The sequence below is a fragment of the Nonomuraea sp. NPDC003201 genome (assembly GCF_053590415.1).
Genome location: NZ_JBSFTC010000047.1, coordinates 22,737 through 40,688 on the forward strand (window position 1 = coordinate 22,737; position 17,952 = coordinate 40,688).

The 17,952-nt window shown below is 72.0% G+C and carries 14 protein-coding genes; 9 read left to right on the plus strand and 5 right to left on the minus strand.

The features are described 5' to 3' along the window. Positions 1-5 precede the first annotated feature (5 nt). Complete coding sequence (locus tag ACWDX9_RS19440; protein ID WP_449955614.1) at positions 6-2,798, minus strand: ATP-binding protein; 2,793 nt, start codon at positions 2,796-2,798, stop codon at positions 6-8. Between the two features lie 148 nt (positions 2,799-2,946). Here ACWDX9_RS19440 and ACWDX9_RS19445 point away from each other — a divergent pair, with 148 nt between their 5' ends. Then, the gene (locus ACWDX9_RS19445; protein ID WP_449955617.1) at positions 2,947-4,062 is read left to right on the plus strand and encodes an MFS transporter; all 1,116 of its coding nucleotides are present in this window, start codon (positions 2,947-2,949) and stop codon (positions 4,060-4,062) included. Continuing rightward, positions 4,052-5,443 (plus strand): M20/M25/M40 family metallo-hydrolase, encoded by a 1,392-nt coding sequence (locus ACWDX9_RS19450; RefSeq protein WP_449955619.1) that lies wholly within the window; start codon positions 4,052-4,054, stop codon positions 5,441-5,443. Before ACWDX9_RS19445 ends, ACWDX9_RS19450 begins: the two co-directional genes overlap by 11 nt. Here ACWDX9_RS19450 and ACWDX9_RS19455 read toward each other — a convergent pair. Continuing rightward, entirely contained in the window at positions 5,404-8,805 is a 3,402-nt protein-coding gene (locus ACWDX9_RS19455; RefSeq protein ID WP_449955622.1) for a serine/threonine-protein kinase, read from the minus strand. The two genes, ACWDX9_RS19450 and ACWDX9_RS19455, sit on opposite strands and share 40 nt — an antisense overlap. A 302-nt stretch (positions 8,806-9,107) precedes the next feature. On the opposite strand from ACWDX9_RS19455, the gene ACWDX9_RS19460 reads away from it, so the two are divergent. Together ACWDX9_RS19460 and ACWDX9_RS19465 are read left to right on the plus strand one after the other, a co-directional pair. Then, entirely contained in the window at positions 9,108-9,698 is a 591-nt protein-coding gene (locus tag ACWDX9_RS19460; protein ID WP_449955625.1) for a Chromate resistance protein ChrB, read from the plus strand. Beyond that, complete coding sequence (locus ACWDX9_RS19465; RefSeq protein WP_449955628.1) at positions 9,695-10,135, plus strand: YkvA family protein; 441 nt, start codon at positions 9,695-9,697, stop codon at positions 10,133-10,135. Before ACWDX9_RS19460 ends, ACWDX9_RS19465 begins: the two co-directional genes overlap by 4 nt. 79 nt (positions 10,136-10,214) lie before the next feature. On the opposite strand, the gene ACWDX9_RS19470 is transcribed toward ACWDX9_RS19465, so the two are convergent. After that, complete coding sequence (locus ACWDX9_RS19470; RefSeq protein WP_449955631.1) at positions 10,215-10,589, minus strand: hypothetical protein; 375 nt, start codon at positions 10,587-10,589, stop codon at positions 10,215-10,217. A gap of 79 nt (positions 10,590-10,668) precedes the next feature. On the opposite strand from ACWDX9_RS19470, the gene ACWDX9_RS19475 reads away from it, so the two are divergent. Further along, positions 10,669-10,872, plus strand: a complete 204-nt coding sequence (locus ACWDX9_RS19475; protein WP_449955634.1) for a winged helix-turn-helix domain-containing protein — start codon at positions 10,669-10,671, stop codon at positions 10,870-10,872. A gap of 22 nt (positions 10,873-10,894) precedes the next feature. Here ACWDX9_RS19475 and ACWDX9_RS19480 read toward each other — a convergent pair whose 3' ends face one another. Next, a complete protein-coding gene (locus tag ACWDX9_RS19480; RefSeq protein ID WP_449955637.1) occupies positions 10,895-12,721 on the minus strand; it encodes a histidine kinase in 1,827 nt (608 codons plus the stop codon). 114 nt (positions 12,722-12,835) lie between these two features. Between ACWDX9_RS19480 and ACWDX9_RS19485 the strand changes: the two genes are divergently transcribed. The 4 genes from ACWDX9_RS19485 (at position 12,836) to ACWDX9_RS19500 (ending at position 16,806) form a co-directional block, all read left to right on the plus strand. Next, positions 12,836-13,441, plus strand: coding sequence for a response regulator transcription factor (locus ACWDX9_RS19485; protein WP_449955640.1), 606 nt, complete (start codon positions 12,836-12,838; stop codon positions 13,439-13,441). Positions 13,442-13,582: 141 nt separating this feature from the next. Beyond that, complete coding sequence (locus ACWDX9_RS19490; RefSeq protein ID WP_449955643.1) at positions 13,583-14,473, plus strand: alpha/beta hydrolase; 891 nt, start codon at positions 13,583-13,585, stop codon at positions 14,471-14,473. Beyond that, a complete protein-coding gene (locus ACWDX9_RS19495) occupies positions 14,473-15,516 on the plus strand; it encodes an aldo/keto reductase (protein WP_449955646.1) in 1,044 nt (347 codons plus the stop codon). The genes ACWDX9_RS19490 and ACWDX9_RS19495 overlap by 1 nt, the downstream gene beginning before the upstream one ends. Positions 15,517-15,543: 27 nt before the next feature. After that, a complete protein-coding gene (locus ACWDX9_RS19500; RefSeq protein WP_449955649.1) occupies positions 15,544-16,806 on the plus strand; it encodes an alpha/beta fold hydrolase in 1,263 nt (420 codons plus the stop codon). A gap of 169 nt (positions 16,807-16,975) precedes the next feature. Here ACWDX9_RS19500 and ACWDX9_RS19505 read toward each other — a convergent pair whose 3' ends face one another. Further along, positions 16,976-17,938, minus strand: a complete 963-nt coding sequence (locus tag ACWDX9_RS19505; RefSeq protein ID WP_449955652.1) for an aldo/keto reductase — start codon at positions 17,936-17,938, stop codon at positions 16,976-16,978. Between the last annotated feature and the right edge of the window lie 14 nt (positions 17,939-17,952).

Here is a 17,952-nt window from a genome sequence, read left to right on the forward strand (position 1 = left end):
AAGAACTAGATCAACTCGTGCCGGTGGGCGGCCGTGGCGGCTTGGACGCGGCTGCGTACGCCGAGCTTGGCGAGGATGTTGCTCACGTGCGCGCCCGCCGTCTTGACCGAGATGAACAGCTCCTCGGCGATCTGCCGATTGGTACGGCCGTCGGCGACCAGGCGCAGCACGTCCCGCTCGCGCGGCGTGAGGCCGAACTCGCGCTCCTCGGCCGGCTCGGCCTCGACCTGCACGGCGAGGGGGATCCGGGCCAGGCGCGCCAGCCGTTCGATCCGGGCACTCAACGGCTCTGCCCGCAGGCGGCCCGCCTCCCGGGAGGCGTCGGTCAGATGGGAGGAGGCCGCGGAGCGGTCTCCCGTCTCCGCGGCGTGTTCCGCGGCCCGCAGCAGGGCCAGAGCCTGGGGGTATGGCTGGCGAAGAGCTCTCCACGCGGCCGCGACGCGGGCCCAAAGGTCCGGCTGTCCGGTCGCGGCGGCGCAGGCGAGGCGGTGGGCCTCCTGGACGGGCCCGATCGCCGGCAACGCGGCCGCGGTCCCGGCCAGGCCGGGTACGGGCAGGGACGCGCCCGCCTCGATCACCGGCCACAGGTAGCGCGGGCTCGTTCTTCCGCTGCTCAGCGCCTCCTCCACGAGTCGCGCGGCGTCGGCCGTGCGCCCCTGCGCTCTGCGCAGATCCACTTCCAGGCGCACCAGCAGGAGGTGGTCCTGGGCGTAGGACGTGCCTCTGGTGAAGACCTCGCGGGCGTGGGTCGCGGCGTGCTCGGCGCCCGCGAGGTCGCCGCTGGCCAGCGCGATCGTGCCGGTCAGCACCATCAGGTACGCGCGAAGGCTGGGTGTCGGGGTGACCCGCAGGGCGTGTTCGACGATCTCGGCGGCCTCGTCCCACCGGCCCAGCGCGATCAGCGCCTCCGCGAGGTTGCCCGCGTGGATCGGGCCCGCTGTGCGGGCGAGACCCGCCCGCGTGGCGGCGGCGAGTCCCTGGCGGGCCGCCTCGGCCGCCTCCGCGTACCTGCCGGCGCCCTGCAGGACGTCCGCCTCACAACGACAGGCATGCAGAAGCGCGCCCTCGTCACCGATGCGGCGGGCCGTCGCCTGGGCGTCGATCAGGTGAGGCAGTTGGGCGTCGAGGTCGCCGGCGCGGGCCCGCGCGTACGTCAGGTTGATGGTGGCCATGACCTCGGCCCTGGCATCGCCCGCGGCCCGCGCCGCTTCCAGCGCCTCGCGGGCGGCGACGCGGCCTTCTTCTTCCAGCGGGACCGTGAGGAGGCGATTGGCGAGCAGGTTGAGTACGGTCGCGCGTGCCGGATGCGCGCCCGGTGTCAGACGGGCGGCTTCGCGTAGATCGTCCAGGTCGCCTGGCAGGCCGAGGAGGTGGCGCAGCTCGCCGCGGTGGGCGAGCAGCCAGCCGGCCCGCGCGGGCTCGGCATCGGCCGGGAGCGCTGTCTCGACCAGCTGGACGGCGGTCGAGTTCTCGCCGGCGGCGATGGCGGCGCGTATCGCCTCGTCGAGCACGCCGGCCTTGGAGGTGGCCGGATCGGGCGCCTGCTCCCACAGCTCCAGCACGCGAAGCAGCATGTGCAGGTGTTCCGCGTGCGCCAGGGACGCCGCGGCCTCGGCGGCGGCGCGGCGGGCGGCCGCCAGTGTCCTGGCCGGATGGCGCTTGGCGGCGTGCCAGTGCAGGGCGGACTCGTACGCCGCCCGGCCCAGCGGGGCGAGCTCCGGGTCCGTCTCCAGGGCTTCGGCACAGCGTACGTGAAGGTGCCCGCGCTCCCCGGGAAGCACGTCGTCGTAGAGCACCTCCTGGATCAGCGTGTGACGGAACGCGTACACCTCCTCCTCGATCACCAGGAGGTTCGCGCTCACCGCGGGGCGCAGCGCGTCGGTGAGGCCGGCGTCGTCCAGCCCCGTGACGGCGCGCAGCAGCGCGTGGCCGATCCGGGCGCCGCCGACGGCCGCGGCGTGGACCACCCGGCGGGTTTCCCGGGGCAGCCCGTCGAGCGGCGTGATCAGCAGGTCGCGAATGGACGCGGGCACCGGCGCGCCCGCCCGGGCCGACAGCGCCTCGACGAACAGCGGGTTGCCCTCGCTGCGCCGGACGACGTCCTCGATGACCGCGGGGGCCGGCTCGCCGCCGAGCAGGCCCCGAAGCTGCCCGACCACCTCGCCCCTGCTGAGCCGGCCGAGCTCCATCCGGGTCGTCCACGGCCGGCGGTCCCATTCGGCCAGCACGGGGCGGAGCGGATGCGTCCGGTGCAGGTGGTCGCTCCGGTAGGTCACGACCAGGAGGAACGCCGCCGCCTGCTGGTTCCTGATGAGGAAGTCGAGCAGCTCCCGGCTGGAGCGATCGCTCCAGTGCGCGTCCTCGGCGACGATCACCAAGGGCCGGTCCTCGGCGAGGTTCTCGAACAGGGTGAGGAACTCTTCGAAGAGCCGTGCCTGCGTCAGGGCGGGATCGCCGTCACCTGCGGGCCGGCCCAGGAGCGGCAGCAGCCTGCCCAGCTCACCGGGCTCGCCACGGGGCAGGAGGCGGAGGAGGCCGTCCGCGCCGATCTCGCGCAGCAGGCGGCGCAGCATGGCGGTGAACGGCGCGAACGCCAGGCCGTTCTCGCCCACCTGGGGGCAGTCTCCCGAGAGCAGCCACGCCTCTCCTGCCAGCGGCGCCGCGAACTCGGCGATCAGCCGGGTCTTGCCCACGCCGGCTTCGCCGCCGAGCAGCACGGTGGCGGGAGAGCCTTCCCGGGCATGCGCGTAGGCCGTGCCCAGAGCGGTCAGCTCCGCGTCCCTGCCTACGAAGACCATGGGACACAGGCTCTCAGATCGGGATGAAACCTAGGGACGCCGGATAGGGCATTCGCCCGATGTGTCCGGCGGCCGTTCTGGCGAGGCTGGCCCGGTGATCCCAACCGGTGCGCAACCGCTGCTCAGCCGTCCGATGGTCATCCTGTCGATGACCTCGGTCGCTGCGATGACGAGCTTCTACCTGCTTGTTCCGATCGTTCCGCTGTACACGGCGTCAGGTGGTTCGGGGGATATGGGCGCCGGGTTGTCCACCGGCGTCACCATGCTGGCGACGGTGCTCATGGAGCTGGCCATGCCGGCGTTGCTGGCCCGGTACGGCTACCGCGTCGGCATGGCGCTGGGCGTCCTCCTCCTCGGCGTTCCCCCGGCCCTGCTGGTCCTGTCCTCCGCGTTGCCGATGGTGCTGGCCACGAGCCTGGCGCGCGGGGCCGGCCTGGCCATCGTGGTCGTGGTGGGCCCCGCCATGATGGCCGAGCTGGCCCCGGCCGAACGCCGGGGGGAGGCGCTGGGCGCGTACGGCGTGGCCGTCGGGATCCCCGCGATCCTGGGGCTGCCGACCGGTTTGTGGCTGGTTCCGCTCGTCGGCTACGGTCCGGTCTTCCTCGCGGGGACGGGGCTGGCGCTGCTCGCGCTCATCGGGATTCCCGGGCTGCCCGCGAGGGCGGCGCCGGTCGAGCAGCACGGGGGCGTCCTTCGCGCTCTGCGCCACCCCGGTCTCGCCCGGCCCGTCATCGTCTTCGCGACGATCACGCCGGCGGCCGGTGTGCTGCTGACGTTCCTGCCGCTGGCCGTCCCCGCCGGCTCAGCGGGGACGGCCGCGACGGCGCTGCTCGCACACTCGTGCGCGATGCCGCTCGCACGGTGGGCGGCCGGCCGATACGGCGACCGCCACGGCCAGTCCGTCCTGCTGATACCGGTCGTGCTCGCCGCGGTCGTCGGGATGGCCGGGCTCGTCTGGCTCGACAATCCCTACGCGGTGATCGCGGGGGCGGCGCTCTTCGGCGCCGGGTTCGGCGCCGCCCAGAACGTCACCCTGGTGCTGATGCTCGCGCGGTCCTCCTCCTCCGCGTTCGGCCGGGTGAGCGCGCTGTGGAACCTCGCCTACGACGGCGGGATGGGGATCGGCGCCGCCGGGTTCGGCCTCGTGGCCGGACCCGCGGGATATCCGGCGGGGTTCGCGCTGATCGTCGCGGTGCTGGCTCTCGCCGTTCTCCCCTCCTGGCTCGACACCCGATCGGAAAGGAAGCTCGTCAATGAGCGATGACCTGCGGCGCGCCGTGCAGAAGGTGCTGCCCGGCATACGGGCCGACCTCGAAGCCCTCATCCGCATCCCCTCGGTGAGCGCCGACCCGGCCGCGGCCGAGGACCTGCGCCGCTGCGCGGAGCTGACGGCACAGCTCTTCCGCGCGGGCGCCGCGCAGGAGGTGGAGATCCTGGACGACGTCCCCGGCGGCCGGCCGGTGGTCCTCGCCCGTTGTCCCGCACCACCCGGCCGTCCCACCGTGCTGCTGTACGCCCACTACGACGTGCAGCCCGCCGGCGATCCGGCCCTGTGGTCGAGCAGGCCGTTCGAGCCGCGCGAAAGCGGCGGGCGCCTGTACGGCCGCGGATCCGCCGACGACAAGGCGGGAATCGCCACCCACCTGGCCGCGTTGCGCGCGCACGGCGGGCGTCCGCCGGTCGGGGTCGTCGTCATCGTCGAAGGGGAGGAGGAGATCGGCTCCCCGACGCTCGGCGCCTTCCTCGACCGGCACCGTGACAGGCTCGCCGCCGACGTGATCGTGCTCGCCGACTCGGAGAACATCGACGTCGGCGTCCCTTCGTTCACCACCACGTTGCGCGGCATGGTCAACTGCGTCGTCGAGGTGCGGACGCTGGCGGAGAGCGTGCATTCCGGCACGTACGGCGGGGCCGCTCCCGACGCGCTCACCACGCTGTGCCGCCTGCTCGCCACCCTCCACGACGAGGACGGCCACGTCATGGTGGACGGCCTGGTCACCGGCCGCCCGCCGCGGACGGGCTACCCCGCGGAACGATTCCGGGCCGAGGCGGGCGTGCTCGACGGCGTCAGGCTGCTCGGCTCGGGCGGCATCCCCGAACGGGTCTGGACCGGACCCGCGGCGACCGTCCTGGCCATCGACGCGCCCGCCGTATCCGGAGCCGCCAACGCCCTCACCGCATCCGCCCGGGCCAAGGTGAGCCTGCGCATCGCGCCGGGCGACGACGCGGTACGGGCCCGCGCCGCCCTGGCCGGGCACCTTCGCGACCACGCACCCTGGGGCGCGCGGGTCGAGGTCACCGAGGCGGAGATCGCGCAGCCGTACGCGGTCGACACCCGAGGTCCGGCCTTCGACGCGGCACGCCGCGCCTATCGGCGGGCCTTCGACGCCGACGTGGTCGATCTCGGAGGCGGCGGCGCCATCCCCTTCGTCGCGGAATTCGCCGCCGCGTACCCGGAAGCCGCCGTCCTCATCACGAGCCCCGGAGGCGATCCGGCCGCCCGCGCCCACAGCACCGACGAGAACCTGCACGTGGCCGACTTCGAACGCGCCTGCCTCGCCGAGGCACTCCTGCTCACCGAACTCGCGGACTGGAGCTCCCGCGCTCAGGAGCAGCTGTCGCGGTACGGAAGATCCGGGACGTAGGCCCTCCATTCAGCGGTGGTGAGGGAGCCGCCCGCCCGCCGGCAGATCGCCCGGATGACGCCGGCGGGCTCGACGACGTGCGTCCGCGCCACCCCGTTCAGATCAAGGGTGACGACGCCGGCCCCGTCGGCCGTGAAGGCGATCGACTGGAGCTGCCCCATCTCCGGATCCTGACCTCCCCCGAAGTCACGCAGCGTGCCGAGGCTCGTTCCCGTGACCGGATCGAACAACCGCACCCTGCCGTCCGTCGCGCCGACCGCGACGACGTCGTCACGCGGGGAGTAGGCGGCGATCGACAGATCGCCGGACTTGTCGCGGACGACCGGCCCGAGGCGCTTGCCGGCGGTGTCCCACAAGGTCAGGCGGCCTCGGGAGTCCAGGACCACCACGCCGTCGCCCTTGTGGAGGAAGAAGATCCGGCGGCCGACGGTGTCCTTTCCGCCGGCGCTGAAGGGCCCGGTCACCGGCCGTCCGGTGGCGGCGTCGAGCAGGCGCTGGCCGGCGCCGGCGAACGCCAGCCGCTTGCCGTCGGGGGAGAAGGCCACGTCGTTCGTCTCCGGGAGCGCCGTGCTCCAGAGCTTCCGCTTGGCCTTCCAGTCCCATACCTGGGCGGCGTACTTGAGCACGGCGCGGCCGTCGTCCGGGCTGCGCAGCACGAGCGCGAGGCGGGTGCCGTCCGGGCTGAAGCTCACCACGTGGGGCTCCAGATCTCCCGGGTCGATCTGGCCCAGGGCGGCTCGCGTGGCGACGTCCACGATCTTCACCGTGCCCTGGTCCACCGCGGCCAGCAGCCTGCCGTCCTTGCCGAAGTATGCCTCCTCCATGGCGGGCAGGGCGCCCACCGCTTTGCCGCTGCGCACGTCGCGTAGCTGGGTCCGGTCGCCGGTCTGGGTCACCGAGAGCTGCCCGTCCGGGCTCAGCCTGCCGAAGTTGGTCGAAGAGTCCGCCGGGGTGACGGAGAGGTCGGAGACGTCGACGGAGAAGACCCGGTCCTCGACGAGGTAGCGGAATGTCCGGCCGTCGAAGGCACTCTGGGGCTGCTCGCCGTCAGTGTCCGTGTCGCCCAGCAGCGGTACCGCGGTGAGAAGCTGGGCATCGGCCATCCGCCAGAACTGGACCTCCTTGCCGGTGATCGAGGCGAGCAGCTTCCCGTCCCCGCTGACCGTCACCGCGCCGCGGTTCCAGGTTCCCTGGGTGCCGGCGCCGTCCTTGACGCCGATGTCCACGACGGACCTGTCCTCGACATCGGTCAGGCGCACCGACTTCGCCCGCGGCGTCGCCTGCCACCTGCCGTCCGCGCTCGCCGTCGCGCCGACGGTGGAAAGCCGCGTGCGCTCGCCGGTCCGCGGATTCCACTGCTGGTACTTGTCGGGATCACGGATCACCACCGTCCGGTCGTCCGCGCGGACGATCTCCGCCCAGCCGTTCACGAGGTCGAGCGGGCGATCGAAGACCCAGGTCCCGATGACCGTCCCGCTGGACAACTCCCAGGCCCGGATCCGCTTGTCCGTCAGGACGACGAGCGTACGGCCCGAAGGGGCCAGGGCCGCCGCGGTCACCTGGTCTCCGGCCAGCCCCAGCCGGTTGATCCCACCGATCCGCTTCCCGGTGCGCACGTCCCACACCTGGGCCGTGTCCTGGCTGACGTCGGCCAAGGCACGCCCGTCGGCACCGAGGGCCCGGACCGTGTCGCCGGCGCTCACCCGATCCGTGAACGTCGCCGACTCGCGCTGCGCGAGCGCCGTCATCAGCCCTGCCCTGGTGAGCGGCGTACGGTCCAGGCTCCACGCCGCCACGCTCAGCCGCATCGCCAGCATCGGATCCGTGACGCGTACCTGCTGCACGAGCCCGGCCAGCCGGGTCGCCTCCGACCTGCCGAGCGACGCGGTGACCTCCTCGGCGCGCCGATCGGCGACCAAGCCCTGCTGGACGGCCAGCCCTCCGGCCACCAGCGAGATCACCAGCAGCCCGCCGAGGGCTAGCGACACCAGCCGGGCACGCTTGGCGCCGCGTCTGGACAGGTCCGCACTCGCCTGGAGGAAACCTCGCTCCACCGGGGCCAGCGTGATGTCGCGCCGCGAGTTGGCCGCCCACTGCAGGGCGTTGTCCAGACTGCTGCCGCGGAACAGGTCGCCGTCCCGCCGGCCGGCCCCGTCCCACCGGCGCGCCGCCGTGAGGATCTCCCGGTGGACCGCCAGCCCGTCGCGGTTGTTGTCGATCCAGTGCCTGTACCTGGGCCAGGCGTGCGGCAGGGCCGGCCGCGCCAGCCAGATCTCCTCGCCGCCCGTGGTCAGGAGGTACGTGAACACCTCCAGAATCCGGTTGATCGCCGCCGTCTCGTGCTGTCCTCTTCCCTGGAGGAGCTCGGCCCGGGCCGCCCGCCGTCCGGTCAGCTCCCCATGCTCGTCCACGGTGACCAGCCGCAGGAAGACCTCGGCCACCAGCTCGCGCTCGGCGGGCCCGAGCATCGCGTACGCCTCCTCCGCCAGCGTGCCCAGCGCGGGATCGTCGGCCGTCACCGCGATCCGGGTGGCCTCGCGGCCGCCCACGGCGAGCAGCCCGGCGACATCCAGCTGCCCGCCGCCGCTGACCAGGCCGAGCAGCAGCTCCCGGGAGGTCGGACGGTCGAGCGGATCCTTGGCCAGGGCGGCGGCCACCAGCGGGTGCAGCGACTCCGGCAGCACGCTGAGATCCGGGCTGGCGGACAACACGCGGTGCATGACCCCGCCCAGGCTCTCGGCCTGGAACGGGTCCTCGCCGGTGGCGGCGAACATCACGATGCCGGCCCAGGCGAACACGTCCGCCGGCGCCCCCGCCCGGTGCCCGGTGAACACCTCCGGGGCCATGTACGTGGGCGTTCCCGCGACCAGGCCGGTCTCGGTGAGCGACATCTCCATCGTCCGGGAGATGCCGAAGTCGATCACTCGCGGGCCGTCCGGCCCGAGCAGCACGTTGTCCGGCTTCAGATCACGGTGGATCACGCCCGCCTCATGGACGGCGGTCAGGGCGGTGGCGATGGCGGTGGCCAGCCGGTGCAGGTCCCCGCCCACGAACCGGCGGCCGTCGAGGACGACCTGACGCAGGCTCTGCCCTTCGACGTACTCACTGACGATGTACGGGCGCGTCCCCTCCAACTGGGCGTCGAGCACGCGCGCGGTGCAGAACGAGGCCACCCGCTGCGCGGCCGTCATCTCCCTGCCCAGCTGGGCGGCCTGGTCGCTGTGCAGGACTTTGATCGCGACGCGGCGGGCGTCCTCCGTGTAGGCCTCATAGACGACCCCCTGGCCGCCCGCGCCCAGCCGCCCCGCCAGCCAGTACTGCCCCAGCCGCTGCGGATCCCCATCCAGCAGTTTCGTTGCCATGCATCATCCCCGTTTGTCAGTGACTATGCGGGATTCGATGCGTTCGGCCCGGACAAAGTTCGATCACGACAGCTCGCTCGCCCACTGCCATGCCGGTGACCTGCGGCTTCCTGCGGTCGCGACCCTCTGCGGGGTCCGGTCGATCGCTGCGGTGCCGGCGACCTTGGTCGTCTCGAAGCCACCCGCCAAGCGCGATGTCGAGGCACTCGGCCGCACCGCCGGCCCCCGGCGACGGCGCGGGTGCGCATCCGCTGCGATGTACACCTCTTGCTGTCATTTGTTACGGATGTAACATTTGCGGCGTGACGGATCATACGGACGAGTCGGGATGGTTGCTGGTCAGCGTGTCCACGGCCGGGGCCGCGCCGGCGCTTCGTGTGCAGGTGTGGCGCAAGCTGCGTTCGCTGGGTGCGTTGTATCTGCAGCAGTCGGTATGTCTGCTGCCCGAGCGGGAGCAGACGTTGCGGCAGGTGCGGCGGTTGCTGGATCGGGTGCGCCAGCAGGGCGGCACGGGCCGCATGCTGCGCCTGACTCTGACCGACGCGGCGGAGGAGCGGCAGGTCATCGGCGAGTTCAACGCCGCCCGCGACGCCGAGTACGCCGAGGTGCTGGAGCGCCTGCCCGCCTTCCGCGACGAGCTGGCCACGGAGCGGGAGCGGGGCCGGGCCACCTACGCCGAGGTCGAGGAGTCGGAGGCGGATCTGGAACGGTTCCGCTCCTGGATGGCCAAGATCGCCGCTCGGGACTACTTCGCCGCCCCGAGTGGCGCGGCGGCTCGGGCGGCGGTCGAGGAGGCGTCCGCCGACCTGGCCGCCTTCGAGCAGGCGGCGCTGGCGGCCGAGGCCCCGATCGGTGTCGGGCCATCTGATGTGCGTGAGGGTGATGAGGCATGACCGGTTCGTGGGGCTGGGACCTGTTGATCGGGATCGCGGTGGCGCTGCTGGTGGCCTGGGTGGTGCTGATCGGCGCGCTGGTGATCGTCCGGCCCCGTGGCGGCCTGTTGCGTGAGGCGTTGCGGCTGCTGCCGGATGTGCTGCGGCTGGTGCGCCGCCTGGCGGCCGACCCCGACCTGCCGCGCGGGGTGCGCGTTCGGCTGGCGCTGCTGCTGGCGTACCTGGCCCTTCCCATCGACCTGGTGCCCGACTTCATCCCCCTGCTCGGCTACGCCGATGACGCCATCATCGTCACCGCCGTCCTGCGCTCTGTCGTACGCCGCGCCGGGCTGCCCGCCGTACGCAGGCACTGGCCCGGCACCGACGACGGCTTCGCCGTTCTGGCTCGACTTACCGGGCTGGACAGAGCATCCACCGGCCCTCAAGAAGCGGAATGACGGCGCGATCGTGGGCGGGTTGCTGTCGTTCCCGCTCGCGGTGGTGCAGCGGCGGCCTGGTCCTCTCGACTCCCCGGCGTTACGGGATGACCTCGGGGTCCTTGACGTTCGCCTGCCAGCGGGCGGCCCACCGGTCGCGTAGTGCGGCGAAGTCGCCGTCGTCCAGGCCGTAGGTGCTGACGATGGCGTTGACCTGGGCAGGTTGGGGATCGGCGGGGTCGGCGCCGACCGAGACGAGGTGGCCCTCGTCGGTCACGATACCGGCCTCGTGCCAGCGGGTGCCCGGGCCGACGATCTCGATCACCTGCGCCCCGGTGGCCTGGCCTGCCAGGTAGATGGTACGGCGGCGCCCCGACGGAGCTCTGTCCAAGGAGAAGCGCCGGCCGCCGCGGCCAGGCTCGACCTCACCCCGTACGACGTGGTGGTCCTGGATCGGGACCTGCCCGGCCTGCACGGTGACACGGTGTGCCAGATGATCACCGACCGGGCGGCCCGGCCGATGGTGCTGATGCTGACCGCAACTGGACCTCTCGGTGAAGGAGTTCGCCGTGCTGGAGGCGCTGCCGCGGACGAGCCCCGGCTTCCTGAGCGCCGAAACCCTGCTCGACCAGGTGCGGGACGAGAACGCCGACCGGTTCACGAACACCGTCGCAGTGACGATGGGCCGGCTGCGGCGCAAACTCGGCGACCCGCCGGTCATCGCGACAACGCCCGGAGTCGGCTACCACATCGCCTAGCCGGTGCACACTCCTCCCGGCCCTAAGGGCCTGTGGCGAATTCGGCGACCAGTTCGAAGCGGCCGCCCCTTTGTGATCCGGCGGTGAGCCGGCCTCCGGTGCGTTCGGCCAGGCCGGTCAGCCCTGATCCGCCCGGGCCCGGTCGCGGAGCTGAGGGCGGGGCTTCGGCGGCTCCGTCGTTGACGACGCGCAGCCGGACCGCGTGGCCCACGGAGACGATGGTGATGGTGCAGGTTCGGGCGGCGCTGTGCCGTACGACGTTGGTGACCGCCTCGCGCAATGCCGCGGCCATCGCCGTGTCCACCTCGGGTGGCAGTGGTTCGGCCTCGACGGTGGCGACGGTCCGTATCCCGGCGGTCTCCAGGACGGTGTGCGCCGCGGCCAGTTCCTGGTCAAGGCTCAGCCCCACGGTCGCGTGGGCCACTGATTCCAGTTCGGCCCGTGCGCGCTCGACCAGTTCGGGCAGCGTGGCCAGTTCGGCGCGGGCGCGTACCGGGTCGATGTCCAGCAGCCGCTCGCACAGCTCTCCCTTGAGCGCCACCGCCGACAGGCTGAAGGACAGCAGGTCGTGCAGGTCGCGGGCGACCCTGGTGCGCTCCTGGATGAGGGCTTCGCGGATCAGGTCCCGCTCGGCCTGGTGCAGCAGGACCACCAGATTCGACAGCCGGATCAGACCATAGGAGACCCAGGTGAGGATGGTCAGGGATATCAGGTTCGCCGCCATCCCCGCCAGGTTGGGTACCGGCGGCGGGTAGAAGAGGAGTGCGATGTACAGCGCCACCGCCACACCGGTGAGGACCAGGGAGCGCGGCGGCCGCATGCGGGTGAGCACCAGCCCGAGGAAGAAAGGCCACAGGCAGGCGAGGAAGATGAGCTCCCAGAGCAGGTAGCCGAACGGTATGACGGGGACACCCAGCAGCAGCCCGAGAAGGATCATCTGCTTGCGTGACGGCTTCATCAGCAGCTGGACCGCTCCGGCCGCGGCCATCAACGGCACCGTCAGGAGCAGGGTCCACGGCCGGTGGTAGGTCATGACGGAGACGACCGCGTGAAGCGTGGCCTGGCAGGTGATCAGCGCGGCCAGCATGAGGCGCGCCACCTTCGGCGACTCGATCGGCGGCGGCAGAGGGGGCGAGACGCGGTAGCCGGCGGCCGTCGCGCGGATGTCGGCCAGCGCCTGCCGGGCGGTGCCGACGGCCACGTGGAGCCGGTCGCGTGCGACCTCCGGTTCGGCGTCGACGGCTTGCGCGAGCCGCTCCGAGACCGCTCGCAGGTGCTGGCCGACGACCGCGCCCAGTTCGCCGCCGAGCCGTCGCCGTTCCCGCTGCAGCTCCAATCGCGCCAGATCCCCGCGCGCCGCGTCGAGCCTGGCCGCCATCACCGTCAGGGCGTACAGGCCGAAGACGATCAGACCGTTGGTGGCGGTCTTCAGCGTTCTCATGATCGTCGTCAGCACGTCGTCGCCGGCCCACAATCCGGCCACGCCCGTGGCGACCAGGAGGAGCCCGAACAGCGGCCAGGCCACCCGCCCCCGGAACGAGCACAGCACCGCGACCGCCAGCGGCCACGGCAGCCACTCCCAGTGCGTGCCCGCGACGGCGAACGGCACGGCGTACAGGATCACCAGTGCCGCCAGCAGGCCGTTGCGGACCCGGAGGCGATGTGGCCCGGTCAGCAACGCCACCAGCGGCGGGTAGGGAGCCGTCGTGACGAGCACGACCGGCCACGACAGCCCTTCCTCCAAGGCCACCATCAGCCGGAAGGTCATGATCAGGCCGAGGGCGGCCCACATCATCGCGCGAACCAACCGCAGCCGCGTATCCCGGGTGTCGTCCAACTCGTCGTCCACCGGGTCGTCCTTCACTGCCGCGTCGGGAAAATGGAGATTGGTGGGACCAATCATCCAGTACCACCTGCTTGACACCACACCCGGCTGCCGGAAGGCCCGGTGATACTGTTCGGCGTGATCAGGATTCTGCTCGCCGAGGACGTGGAGCTGCTGCGTTCGGCGCTGGTGGGACTGCTGTCCTTGGAAGACGACCTCCAGGTGGTGGCGGAGCTCGCCTCTGGCGCGCTCATCGTGCCGACCGCGCTGGAGGCCCGGCCCGACGTGGCCGTGCTCGACATCGACCTGCCCGAGGTGGACGGCCTGACCGCCGCCGAACGGCTCCGCGAGCTGCTGCCCGGGTGCCGGGTGCTGATCCTGACCGGTCTGAACCGGCCGGGCCAGCTCCGCCGGGCGCTCGCCGCTCAGGTGGCGGGGTTCCTGCCCAAGGATGTCCGGCACGCCGAGCTGACCGGTGCGATCAGGACCGTGGCCTCGGGCGGCCGGGTGCTGGACCCGGCGCTCACGGCGGCGGCGCTGGAGGCGTCGGCAAGCCCCATGTCGCAGCGGGAGACGATGGTGCTCCGCCTGTCGGCCACGGGCGCCTCCCCTGGGGAGATCGCCGAACAGCTCTTCCTCACCCCCGGGACCGTCCGCAACTACCTCACGTCCGCGGCGGCGAAACTGGACGCTCGCAATCGCGTCGACGCCATCAGAATCGCCACCGAGGCGGGCTGGATCTGAGGCCGCCCGTCGCTATGAAAAATTCACATCTCAACAGGTGACGGACACGCTATCGAGCGACCCGCCAGATTTGAAAATCTCCTCTCCGGCAAGCGCCGTACTCCGCAGGTGACGCCTGCGTGAGAGCGAAGGAGATTCCTGATGTCGATGGAAAAGGTGGAGTTCGGCAGCGACGGGTACCGGCTGACCGGCGACCTTCACCTGCCGGAGCCCGGGACCGGCCGCGGCGCGGTGGTGCTGACCGGGCCGTTCTCCGGAGTGAGGGACCAGGTCACGGGTTACTACGCGGAGCGGTTCGCGCAGCGTGGATATGTGGCACTGGCCTTCGACCACCGCAACTGGGGTGACAGCGAGGGCGAACCGCGTCAGCACGAGGACGCCTCAGCGAAGGTCTCGGACCTGCGCAACGCGGTCAGCTTCCTGGCCACCCGGCCGGAGGTCGACCCCGACAAGATCGCGCTGTGCGGGGTGTGCCTGGGCGGGCTCTACTCGGTGCAGCTCGCCGCGTTCGACCCCCGGGTCAAGGCCGTCGCGTTGATCGCGGCCGCCTACAACAACCCCGGGCTGATCCGTGACCGGTTCGGCGCGGAGAACTTCGCGGCGCTGATGGCCCAGTTCACGCAGATAGCGCAGCGGCAGTCCGACACCGGCGAGATCGAGTACTGGCCCGCCGTCAACCCCGAAGGCATGCCCGCGGGGAACCCCGGCCCGGAACCGTTCGAGTACTACGGGACGGAGCGAGGAGCCCGGCCCGGCTGGGAGAACCGCTGCACCGCGCTGTCGGTGCTGCAAGAGCTGGCGCTGGACGTCGACTCCTACCTGCCGCTGGTCTCCGCTCCTCTGCTGATCGTGCACGGCACTGGCGACCAGGCCATTCCCGTGGCCGACGCGCAGGCCGCCTTCGCGGCGGCGCCCGAGCCCAAGGAACTCTTCCTGCTCGACACCGGCAACCACATCGAGTTGTACGACGACGACCGTTACGTAATCCCTGCCATTGACTGGACTGTCTCGTTCTTCGACAGGAGCATGTGATGCGTTACCGACTGCTTGGCCGCACCGGTCTGCGGGTGTCGGACATGTTCCTGGGAACGATGACCTTCGGACAAGAGTGGGGATGGGGCGCCTCCGTCGAGGAGTGCCGCAAGATGTTCACCGCCTACGCCGAGGCGGGCGGGAACGTGATCGACACCGCCAACCGGTACACCGAGGGCAGCAGCGAGCGGATCGTCGGAGAGCTGCTCGGCTCCGACCGCGACCGCTTCGTGCTGGCCACGAAGTACACCCTGACCATGGACGGCACCGACCCCAACGCCAGTGGCAACCACCGGAAGAACCTGGTCCGTTCGGTCGAGGCCAGCCTGCAGCGGCTGGGCACCGACTACCTCGACCTGTTGTGGGTGCACATCTGGGATCCCAACACGCCCGTCGAGGAGACCATGCGGGCCCTCGACGATCTCGTACGGGCGGGCAAGGTGTTGTACGTCGGGATCTCCGACGCGCCCGCCTGGCTGATCGCCCAGGCGAACACCATCGCCGAGTTCCGCGGGTGGACCCCGTTCGCCGGCCTCCAATTGCCCTACAGCCTCGTCAAACGCGACATCGAGCGGGAACTGCTGCCCATGGCCGCCGCCTTGGAGCTGTCGGTGGCCGCGTGGTCGCCGCTGGCCGGAGGCGTCCTGTCGGGCAAGTTCACCAGGAGCGGCGCCGAGGGCCCCTCCCGGGTCGAGCGGGCCACCGTCTCCGAGCGCGACCTGGCCGTCGCCCGTACGGTGGACGCCGTGGCCGACGAACTCGGCGTGTCCTCGTCGCAGGTCGCCATCGCCTGGACGCGAGCGCACCGGCCCTGGATCCACCCGATCCTCGGCGCCCGCACCCTGGACCAGCTGACCGACAACCTCGCCGCGATCGACCTGGACCTGCCCGAAGAGGCGGTGAACCGGCTGGAGGAGGCCGCCGCGATCGAGCTGGGCTTCCCGATGGAGTTCATCCTGGACACCACGGCCGACTTCGTCTACGGACCCAGCGGAAAGCAGGTCGACGGCCGCCACGCGGCAGGTTCCGTTCGTTCCCGCTGACCGATCCCCAACGAAGAGGAGCCTCCCATGAGGTCTGTTCGTCATGCCCTGCTGACCGGCGTCCGCCGGTTCTCCCTGGCCGCCGTGGTGGGTGCCGTTCTGACCACCGTGCCTGCCACCGTGCCTGCCACCGGCGCGAACGCCGACGATTGCGACCAGGCCTGCCAGATCGACTGGGCCTGGGCCGCCCAGCGGCAGAACGCCCTGCCTCGCACCGCCTTCTACGATGCGCCCGACCCGCTGCCGTGGGCACCGGGCGGGACCCTGATCCGCGCGGAGACCACCTCCGACTACGTGGTGGAGGACAGGCCGGTCGAAGCCGTCCGCGTGCTGTACCACTCCCGCACCTCCCGGGGCCGGGACGTGGCGGCCTCCGGCGTCGTGCTGGTGCCGCAGGACCGCCCGCGTCCGGCCGGTGGCTGGAAGGTGGTCGTGGACGCGCACGGTGCCAGCGGCATCGCGGCGGGCTGCGCGCCGTCGCTGATGCGGGACCTCTACCACGGCAACCAGATGGTCCGGTTCCTGGAGCAGGGGTACGCGGTGGTCGCCCCGGACTACGCGGGCCTGGGCACGACCGGCCGTCCGGAACTGCTGAACAAGGCCGCCGCGGCGGACGACATCGCCGGTGCGGTCCGGTCCGCGCGCCAGGCGGTGCCAGGCCTGTCGGGCGAGTGGGTGCTGTGGGGCCACTCGCAGGGCGGCGGCGCCGCACTCGGCTTCGCCGAACGCCAGCTGACCCGCCCGGTGCCGGGCTACCGGGGCGTGGTCGTCACCTCGCCCGCCGCCGACCTGCCCACCCTGGCCGCCCACGTCGCCACGACCGTCCCGTACGGCGGATTCGCCCCGCTGCTGGCCCAGGGCGCCGCGTACAGCGACCCGACGATCGACGTCGGACGCCTGCTGACCCCCGTCGCCGTGGCCCGCATGGACGGCGCCCGGAACGGCTGCCTGGGCGTGGCCACCGCGGTCTACGCAGATCTGACCGGGCCGGCGCTGATCAAGCCGGGCTACTCCAGCGACCCGCGCTTCACCCGATACCTGCGCGACAACAGCGTCGGCCGGAAGCGCGTCGCAGGACCGGTGCTGTTCCTGCAGGGCGGCGCGGACACCGTCACCCCCGAATCGGTCAACGCCAAGGTCGCCGCCGAACTCCGCGGCACTGGCTCGCAGGTCACCTACCGCGTCTACGACGGCCTGGAGCACGACACCTACGGTGCCGCGACCGGGATCGACGACGGCGCGATGGCCGACATCCTCGCCTGGGTAGGGTCCCGCTTCGCCGCCCGCTGAAGCCCTCCGAGTGCCCGCGGGCGGCACACATCCAGGAGTGGCGGCCCACCTGACGGCCGGTGCGGAGGCGACCGTCACCGGCGGGTTCGGTGGCCGTTGGCCACCTCGGGGCGCCGCCGGCTCGGCTCGCTGGCCGTGCGGCCCCCGGGTGGCTGCGGATGGCCGGGGTTCAGACCCAGGTGGGGAGGGAGGCCTCGGCGTAGCGGCCGCCGAAGCCGCCGGTGGGCAGGATCGCCGCGATGGCGTCCAGGTCGGCGGGGGTGAGGACGAGGTCGGCGGCGGCGGTGTTCTCCTCCACTCGCTCGGGGGTGCGGGTGCCCGGGATCGGCACGATGTCCTCGCCCTGGGCGAGGATCCACGCCAGCGCGAGCTGGGCGACGGTGGCGCCCTTGCCGGCGGCGAGCTCCGACAGCTGCCGTACGGCCTCGACGTTCTTCTCGAAGTTGCCCGGCTGCCAGCGCAGGTCGCGGTTGCGCATGTCGCCCTGCTCGTAGGACCCGGCGGGCTGGGCGGTGCCGGTCAGGAAGCCGCGGCCCAGAGGGGAGTAGGCGACGAACCCGATCCCCAGCTCCCGCAGCGTCGGGAACAGCTGCTCCACGTCCCGCTCGAACAGCGAGTACTCGGTCTGCAGGACCGACACCGGCTGCACGGCGTGGGCCTTGCGGATCGTCTCCGGCCCCGCCTCGGACAGGCCGAGGTACTTCACCTTCCCGGCCTCGATCAGCTCCCCTACGGCCCCGGCGACGTCCTCGATCGGCACCTTCGGGTCGACCCGGTGCTGGTAGAGCACGTCCACGTGGTCCACGCCGAGGTGGCGCAGGCTGTTGTCGAGCACCTCGCGGATGTGCTCGGGACGTGAGTCGGTGCCGTACTCGCGGGTGAACCCGAACTTGGTGGCGATGGTGATCTCGTCCCGGAACGCCGCGACGGTCTTGCCGACCAGCTTCTCGTTCTCGCCCCACCCGTAGAGCTCCGCGGTGTCGAAGTGGGTGACGCCCAGCTCGTGGGCCCGTTGGATCGCGGCCGCCCCACCGGCCTCGTCGGCGGGCCCGTAGGCGAAGGAGATGCCCATCGACCCGAAACCGATGGCTGAGGCGGCCAGACCCTGACGGCCAAGAGTGCGCTCCTGCACAGCGATCCCTCCAA

What these genes read in the sequence shown, in the direction of transcription:
- ACWDX9_RS19450 (WP_449955619.1), top strand. Translation starts at nt 4,052, where the DNA reads ATGAGCGATGACCTGCGGCGCGCCGTGCAGAAGGTGCTGCCCGGCATA.
- ACWDX9_RS19490 (WP_449955643.1), top strand. Translation starts at nt 13,583, where the DNA reads ATGTCGATGGAAAAGGTGGAGTTCGGCAGCGACGGGTACCGGCTGACC.
- ACWDX9_RS19465 (WP_449955628.1), top strand. Translation starts at nt 9,695, where the DNA reads ATGACCGGTTCGTGGGGCTGGGACCTGTTGATCGGGATCGCGGTGGCG.
- ACWDX9_RS19500 (WP_449955649.1), top strand. Translation starts at nt 15,544, where the DNA reads ATGAGGTCTGTTCGTCATGCCCTGCTGACCGGCGTCCGCCGGTTCTCC.
- ACWDX9_RS19455 (WP_449955622.1), bottom strand. Translation starts at nt 8,805, where the DNA reads ATGGCAACGAAACTGCTGGATGGGGATCCGCAGCGGCTGGGGCAGTAC.
- ACWDX9_RS19495 (WP_449955646.1), top strand. Translation starts at nt 14,473, where the DNA reads ATGCGTTACCGACTGCTTGGCCGCACCGGTCTGCGGGTGTCGGACATG.
- ACWDX9_RS19445 (WP_449955617.1), top strand. Translation starts at nt 2,947, where the DNA reads ATGACCTCGGTCGCTGCGATGACGAGCTTCTACCTGCTTGTTCCGATC.
- ACWDX9_RS19440 (WP_449955614.1), bottom strand. Translation starts at nt 2,798, where the DNA reads ATGGTCTTCGTAGGCAGGGACGCGGAGCTGACCGCTCTGGGCACGGCC.